General features: G+C 62.4%; 7 protein-coding genes. 2 read left to right on the top strand and 5 right to left on the bottom strand.

The window, feature by feature from the left end; all coding sequences use genetic code 11:
- Positions 1–59: 59 nt before the first annotated feature.
- From PG892_RS21125 to PG892_RS21110, 4 genes are all read right to left on the bottom strand, one after another.
- Entirely contained in the window at positions 60–509 is a 450-nt protein-coding gene (locus PG892_RS21125; RefSeq protein ID WP_270825808.1) for a LysR family transcriptional regulator, read from the bottom strand.
- Complete coding sequence (gene pdxH / locus PG892_RS21120) at positions 509–1,147, bottom strand: pyridoxamine 5'-phosphate oxidase (protein ID WP_039039893.1); 639 nt, start codon at positions 1,145–1,147, stop codon at positions 509–511. The genes PG892_RS21125 and pdxH overlap by 1 nt, the downstream gene beginning before the upstream one ends.
- A 157-nt stretch (positions 1,148–1,304) precedes the next feature.
- The gene (locus PG892_RS21115; RefSeq protein ID WP_043154507.1) at positions 1,305–1,628 is read right to left on the bottom strand and encodes a hypothetical protein; all 324 of its coding nucleotides are present in this window, start codon (positions 1,626–1,628) and stop codon (positions 1,305–1,307) included.
- On the bottom strand, positions 1,625–3,592 hold the full coding sequence (locus PG892_RS21110) for a reprolysin-like metallopeptidase (RefSeq protein WP_104452538.1): 1,968 nt from the start codon (positions 3,590–3,592) through the stop codon (positions 1,625–1,627). The genes PG892_RS21115 and PG892_RS21110 overlap by 4 nt, the downstream gene beginning before the upstream one ends.
- Positions 3,593–3,803: 211 nt before the next feature.
- Here PG892_RS21110 and PG892_RS21105 point away from each other — a divergent pair, with 211 nt between their 5' ends.
- Positions 3,804–5,015, top strand: coding sequence for an RsmB/NOP family class I SAM-dependent RNA methyltransferase (locus tag PG892_RS21105; RefSeq protein ID WP_010673956.1), 1,212 nt, complete (start codon positions 3,804–3,806; stop codon positions 5,013–5,015).
- Between the two features lie 67 nt (positions 5,016–5,082).
- On the opposite strand, the gene PG892_RS21100 is transcribed toward PG892_RS21105, so the two are convergent.
- Positions 5,083–5,427, bottom strand: a complete 345-nt coding sequence (locus PG892_RS21100) for a Grx4 family monothiol glutaredoxin (RefSeq protein ID WP_010673955.1) — start codon at positions 5,425–5,427, stop codon at positions 5,083–5,085.
- 287 nt (positions 5,428–5,714) lie between these two features.
- Between PG892_RS21100 and sodB the strand changes: the two genes are divergently transcribed.
- Positions 5,715–6,299: a superoxide dismutase [Fe] gene (gene sodB, locus PG892_RS21095; protein WP_010673954.1), complete on the top strand. Its 585-nt coding sequence runs from the start codon at positions 5,715–5,717 to the stop codon at positions 6,297–6,299.
- Positions 6,300–6,406 lie beyond the last annotated feature (107 nt).

Below are 6,406 nucleotides of genomic sequence, written 5' to 3'. Positions count from 1 at the left end.
GCAAAAGAGAGTAATAGATCAGAACGGCCGATCGCCGTCAAGCACTGAAAATAGCAAAATCAGGTGCGGAATGACGGCTCCACATCCCCGTTTTGCGCCATCTGCGCCAGTTGGGCAGGGGCTCCCTGATGCAGCTGGATGCTCACCTCGGGGTAGCGGCGGGAGAATTCGGTAATGACCGCCGGCAGCTTGTAGCGGGCCATGGTGTGGGTGGTGGCGATGCGCAGCACCCCGCTGGTGGCCAGCTGATCCCCGAGGGAAAGCTGGCCAATCTGCTCCACCTGGGCCACCACTCCCCTGGCCAGCTCCATCACCTGCTCCCCCATGGGGGTCAGGCCCGACAGGTTCTTGCCCTTGCGGGTAAACAGCGCCAGCCCCAGCTCCTCTTCCAGCATCTTCATCTGCTTGCTGAGGGTCGGCTGGGAGGTATAGAGCTTCTCCGCCGTCGCCGAGATGTTGAAGTTGTTCTTCACTATCTCGGTGAAGTTCTTGAGCCGGGCGATGTTCATCAGGGTGCCAGGCGCTCGATGTGCCAGCCGTCCCCCTCGCGGGTGTAATAGAAGCGATCGTGCAGACGGTGCTCCCCGCCCTGCCAGAACTCGACGGTGTCGATGCGCACCCGGAAACCACCCCAGAAGCTCGGCAGCGGCACCTCGCCATTGGCAAACTTCTGCTTGAGTTCGAGGAACTTGGCCTCCAGCACGCCACGGGCCGAGATGCGGGTCGACTGTTTGGAGACCCAGGCGGCGATCTGACTGTCCTTGGGACGGCTGTGGAAATACTTCATCACCTCGAAGGTGCTCATCTTCTCCACCCGACCGGTCACGTGTACCTGTCTGTCCAGGGTATGCCAGGGGAAGAGCAGGCTGATACGGGGGTTGCCCTCCAGCTGATGCGCCTTGCGGCTGCCCATGTTGGTGTAGAACACCATGCCTTCGGCATCGTAGTGCTTGAGCAGCACGGTGCGCTGCCAGGGCTGACCATCGGCATCCACGGTGCCCACCACCATGGCGGTGGGATCGGTCAGTTTGGCCTCGCACGCCTGGGCCAGCCACTTCTCGAACAGGGTGAGGGGCTCGGCCGGCAGATCGGCCCGGTGCAGTCCACCCCTGGTGTATTCGCGACGCAGATCAGCCACATCCATCATCTTGATTTTCCTTCTCTCTTTCTCTGCCGCCCGTGCGGCGATGGGTGCAGGCATTGTGCGACGAGCGCGCCATGGGTACAAGCCTCGGGGCGGCCAAATGGCGGAGCAAAAAGAGAGGGAGGCTCATGCCTCCCTCTTTATGCCGATGACCGTCAGCCTACTGCTTGCCGTCAATCGGCGGGCAATGGGCCAGCATGCGCCGGTTGTAGTCCGCCGCATAGGCGCTCAGCCTGGCGTGGGCCTCCTTCTGATCCGGCTTGATGACATCCCCGAATCCGTCGAGATAGCGCACGCCGCAGCGGGCCTTGGCCGCCGCCTGCTGATCCGCCGCGATCCCGGGCGCCACCTCGCCGCGCCCGGCCCGCACGATCAGCCGGTAATCCTGCCTGGCGAGGCTGGCGCTGACCGCCTGCTCCAGGGTGTCTGCATCGGCCTGACAACCGCCGAGCAGGGTGAGCAGCAGCACCCCGGCCAGTCTCATGCCCGCCTCCGCTGCCAGCCCAGCAACGCTAGGGCCAGGGTCCAGAAGCCGAGGGCACCGCCGCCACCGCTTCCCCCCTCTTCACCGCGCTGGGTGACCGAGAGCTTGAGGGGACTGATGGCGAAGAAGATGTTGTCGCTGCACGCCACCTTCAAACGGGCAGTGCCATCCTGGCCCGCCGGGATGGTGACGCTCGCCGAGCCCGAGTTGGGTTTGCCGCTGGCAAGGGAAGTCCAGTTTGCCCCCTCGTCCCGGGTCATGAAGAGATCCACCTTGCTGCAGTTGATGGGGGCGGCATTGGTGCCGGCCACTTCCCAACTGATGGTCTGCGTCTTGCCCGCCCCCAGGGGGGTCACCACCGGGCTGGTCAGGGCAAAGGCCTTGCCGGTGTTGACCACCTGGATCTTCATGTCATCGCTGGCGACACCGCCCTTGCCGTCCCGCGCCGTGAGGCGGAAGTTCAGGTCCCGGTTGGTGGCAGGCCAGGCCTCCCCTATTGCCAGGGTGTTGGTGAGCAGGGAGGTGAGACTCGGCAGGGTGCGCTCCGGCACGCTGGTCGGCGCCACGAAACGGAACAGCGGACGGCTGCCGTCGTCCACCATGGTGGCCGGGCTGCTCGACTCCGTCCCCAGATCGATCTGCTCCCAGGTGTAATTCAGCGGATCGCTGTCAAGATCGGCCCCCGCCCCCTTGAGCACGAAGGGGGTGTTCGCAGGGATGACGTAGTCATTGCCTGCCGCCACCTGGGGCGCATTGTTGACCAGCGCCAACGGGGTGCCGCAATTTGGCTCCGTGGCCATGTGGGCCCGCATCTGCTCGATGGACTTGCTGTGGAAATAGGGCTCGCTGTGGGGCTGCAGATCTTCGTCTCCGCAGATCCCCGCATAGGCCATGATGGAGCTGCCGCTGCCCGGCTCCCAGGCTTGGCTTGCCTCCCGGTTGCCGCCGCCACAACTGCCTGTGGTGCCGTTGAAGGTGTGGTCTGCCCCGAACTGGTGACCGATCTCGTGGGCCACGTAGTCGATGAAGAAGGCATCCCCCACCGGCTCGGGGGAGCCCGTCATCCCCGCCGATTTGTCAGGGGTGCAGAGTACGCCCAGCCCCGCCAGGCCGCCGCCACCGGTGTTGACCACATGGCCGATGTCGAAGGCCCCCAGCCCCTTGGTCAGGGCATCGGCCTGCACCTGCATGTTGGCATCGATATCGCCGTCATCATTGTTGAAGGGATCGTTCGCCACGTCGGTGAAGATGATGGTGTCGTTGCCGCTGGCCAGCTGGAATTCGGCCGCCACATCACGCTGGTAGACCTCGTTGACCCGGTTGAGCAGGGTGGTGATGGCGCCAAGACCCGCCTCCACGGTACCGCCGTGATACTGGGTATACTCCCCCGCCGCCGAGATGGCGATGACATAGCGCTTGCGCTCGTTGCCATCCACCAGCACCTGACGGGCCAGCTTTTTGGCCTCGCCCCCGATCACCTTGTCCGCCTCTTCTTCCAGCCGGCTGTGGGCATCCTGCTGGTAATAGACGGCATAGCCTTCCCCATTGCGAAGGGGATCGACGAACACCATCTTCCCTTCATGGCTGAACATGGCGTGGAATCCCTGGGGACCGAGATCGAAGCGCCCGGTCTCGCCAGGCGCCGCTTCGTTGTGCCCCTTGAAGGCCAGGATATCGGGATATTTGGCGGCCAGATCCGCCGGCAGCAGATCATAGGGTTGCAGGCTGAAGGTCACCTCCTTGCCATCCGGCAGAGGCAAGGTCAGGCGGCGCTCGCCCCCCTTCAGGGCAGCCAGGTAATCGGTAGAGACGGTGACGATGCGATACTGGCTGGCCCTCACCTCGTACCCATCGGCGGCGGTGGCCCGCGCCGTGACCGTATGCCACTCGCCGGCCATCAGGTTGCCGGACGTCATCAGACCCGCCACCAGCACCGCCAGCGGAGAATATTTCATCAACTGCATCTTTTTAATTCCTTTTTAAACGGATTCACCTGAACTGCCACGGCATCATTTGCCCGCTGGTCCGATTAGTCCAGCAACATCCTCTGTACATTCCCCGAATGGGGAAGGTTGCACCAATGCAGACTAGCCCCTATCATGGCGCGGATTTGTCCGTTCCAGAACCCCTCTTCGACGGGGCCGGTTCACTCTTTCTTTGGCCAAGGTTAATCTCATGCTCAAGTCCCCACTGTTGCCCCGTTTCGGGGATCTGGTCGTTGCCATCGTTGACGATGTGCTGGGTCAGGGTCTTACCCTCGACCGCGCCTATGCACGTCACTTCTCCGGCATCGAACTCAAACCGCAAGAACAGGCAAGGATTGCCCTGGTCACCGGCGATCTGCTGCGCCGCCTCAGCCTCTACTGCTTCCTCACCGGCATCCAGGTCCGTCAGGCGGAGAAGAATGTCTGGCCGCTGCTGCACAGCTGGCACGCCTTCCACAAGATAGATCAGCCCAACCACCCGACCCTGGATCGCTTCAACGAGGAGGCGTTCCGCCGCCGCCTGACCGAGGCCAAGAAGAACCCCGTGCTGATGGACGGCTGCCCTGCCTGGCTGGAAAAACTCGGCAGCGAGCAACTGGGCGACGCCTGGCCGGCCGAGCGTGCCGCCCTGGCCTGGATGCCCAAGCGTTACCTGCGGGTCAACACCCTCAAGTGCACCCGGGACGAGCTGCAAGCCATGCTGGCCAAAGAGCATGTCACCACAGTGCCCGTCGACGGAGTGGAGACCGCCCTGCAAGTGACCTCGGACGCCGCCCTGTTCCGTACCCAGGCCTTTGCCGACGGCTGCTTCGAGCAGCAGGATGCCGGCTCCCAGCTGGTGGCCGCGGCCCTCGACGTCAAGCCCGGCATGCGGGTCATCGACGCCTGTGCCGGTGCCGGCGGCAAGACCCTGCACCTGGCCGCCATGATGCAGGGCAAGGGCCGTCTGCTGGCCATGGACGTGGAAGAGTGGAAACTGGAGAACCTCAAGCAGCGCGCCCGCCGCGCCGGTGCCCACAACGTGGAGACCCGGGTCATCACCAGCAGCAAGACCGTCAAGCGCCTTAAAGAAAGCGCCGATCGCGTGCTGCTGGACGTCCCCTGCTCCGGCCTTGGCGTGCTCAAGCGCAACCCGGATGCCAAGTGGCGCGACACCGCCGAGCGCCTGCCGGTGCTGGTCGCCCTGCAAGAGGAGATCCTGCAGCGCTACAGCCAGATGGTGAAGGTGGGCGGCCTGCTGGTCTACGCCACCTGCTCCATCCTGCCCGAGGAGAACCGCCAGCAGGTGGACAAGTTCCTCGCCGCCAACGAGCACTTCCGCCTGATCGGCGATCACAACGTCAGCCCGGCCGAGACCGGCTTCGACGGCTTCTACATGGCGCGCCTCGAACGCATCGCCTGATGTCTGTCGTGGGCACAAAGAAAAGGGGAGCCAGTGGCTCCCCTTTTTGCATGGTATGGATGCGGCCTTATTCGGCGGCAGCGTCATCCTGCTTGTGCTTGGCGGCAGTTTCCTTGATCAGGGTCTGCAGCTCGCCGGCCTGGAACATCTCGATCATGATGTCGCAACCACCGACCAGCTCGCCCTCGACCCACAGTTGCGGGAAGGTGGGCCAGTTGGCGAATTTCGGCAGCTCGGCGCGGATGTCCGGGTTCTGCAGGATGTCGACATAGGCGAAAGGCTCGCCGCAGGACATCAGGGCCTGGGAGGCCTGGGCAGAGAAACCGCAGCTGGGCAGCTTGGGGGATCCCTTCATGTAGAGGATGATGGGATTCTCAGCCAACTGCTGTTTGATCTTTTCAATAGTTTCCATAAATGCCTCACTGGAGCGATTTCGGAGGCCATTCTACTGCAATCCGGGCAGACCACAAACTGGCAAACCGTTGCGAATGAAAGAAGTCATGCATCAATACGCCGCAGCTTGATCCGGATCATGGCAAGAATCAAGGGTTGTTCGCCCATCTTTGATACTGCTACAATCGACGGGCTTTGGGCCGTCTGGCCCCCTCATTTCAAGAACAATTCTTTTCAAGATAGAAAAGAGTACGCAATGTCTTGCAACCGTCGCCTTCGCACGGACCAGCCAATGGAGAGTAGAAAATGGCTTTCGAACTTCCCGCTCTGCCCTATGCAATCAATGCTCTGGAACCGCACATCTCCCAGGAAACTCTGGAATACCACCATGGCAAGCACCACAACACCTACGTGGTCAACCTGAACAACCTGGTGCCGGGTACCGAGTTTGAAGGCAAGTCTCTGGAAGAGATCATCAAGACCTCCACTGGTGGCGTCTTCAACAACGCTGCCCAGATCTGGAACCACACCTTCTACTGGCACTGCCTCTCCCCGAACGGCGGTGGCGAACCCACTGGCGCCCTGGCCGATGCCATCACCAAGGCCTTCGGCTCCTTCGCCGAGTTCAAGGATGCGTTCACCAAGTCTGCCATCGGCAACTTCGGCTCCAGCTGGACCTGGCTGGTGAAAAAGGCTGACGGCTCCCTGGCCATCGTCAACACCTCCAACGCCGGTTGCCCGCTGACCGAAGCCGGTACCACCCCGCTGCTGACCGTCGACCTGTGGGAACACGCCTACTACATCGATTTCCGCAACCTGCGTCCGAAGTACATGGAAACCTTCTGGGCCCTGGTCAACTGGGAATTCGTGGCCAAGAACCTGGCTGCCTGATAAGCCTTTCTTGCCAAAACGCCCCGCACTTGCGGCAATGCTGATCAGTTAAGGATCCATTGACCGATCCTTCTGCTGTAGGACAATCCGGAACCAATCACTGGTTC

This window comes from Aeromonas sp. QDB68, assembly GCF_027707405.1.
Classification (GTDB): Bacteria; Pseudomonadota; Gammaproteobacteria; order Enterobacterales; family Aeromonadaceae; genus Aeromonas; species Aeromonas caviae.
This window is presented reverse-complemented; position numbering and strand designations above follow the sequence as displayed.

Excerpts from the sequence above, each read along its gene's own strand:
- sodB (WP_010673954.1), top strand. The coding sequence starts at position 5,715 with ATGGCTTTCGAACTTCCCGCTCTGCCCTATGCAATCAATGCTCTGGAA.
- PG892_RS21105 (WP_010673956.1), top strand. The coding sequence starts at position 3,804 with ATGCTCAAGTCCCCACTGTTGCCCCGTTTCGGGGATCTGGTCGTTGCC.
- pdxH (WP_039039893.1), bottom strand. The coding sequence starts at position 1,147 with ATGATGGATGTGGCTGATCTGCGTCGCGAATACACCAGGGGTGGACTG.
- PG892_RS21125 (WP_270825808.1), bottom strand. The coding sequence starts at position 509 with ATGAACATCGCCCGGCTCAAGAACTTCACCGAGATAGTGAAGAACAAC.
- PG892_RS21110 (WP_104452538.1), bottom strand. The coding sequence starts at position 3,592 with ATGCAGTTGATGAAATATTCTCCGCTGGCGGTGCTGGTGGCGGGTCTG.
- PG892_RS21115 (WP_043154507.1), bottom strand. The coding sequence starts at position 1,628 with ATGAGACTGGCCGGGGTGCTGCTGCTCACCCTGCTCGGCGGTTGTCAG.
- PG892_RS21100 (WP_010673955.1), bottom strand. The coding sequence starts at position 5,427 with ATGGAAACTATTGAAAAGATCAAACAGCAGTTGGCTGAGAATCCCATC.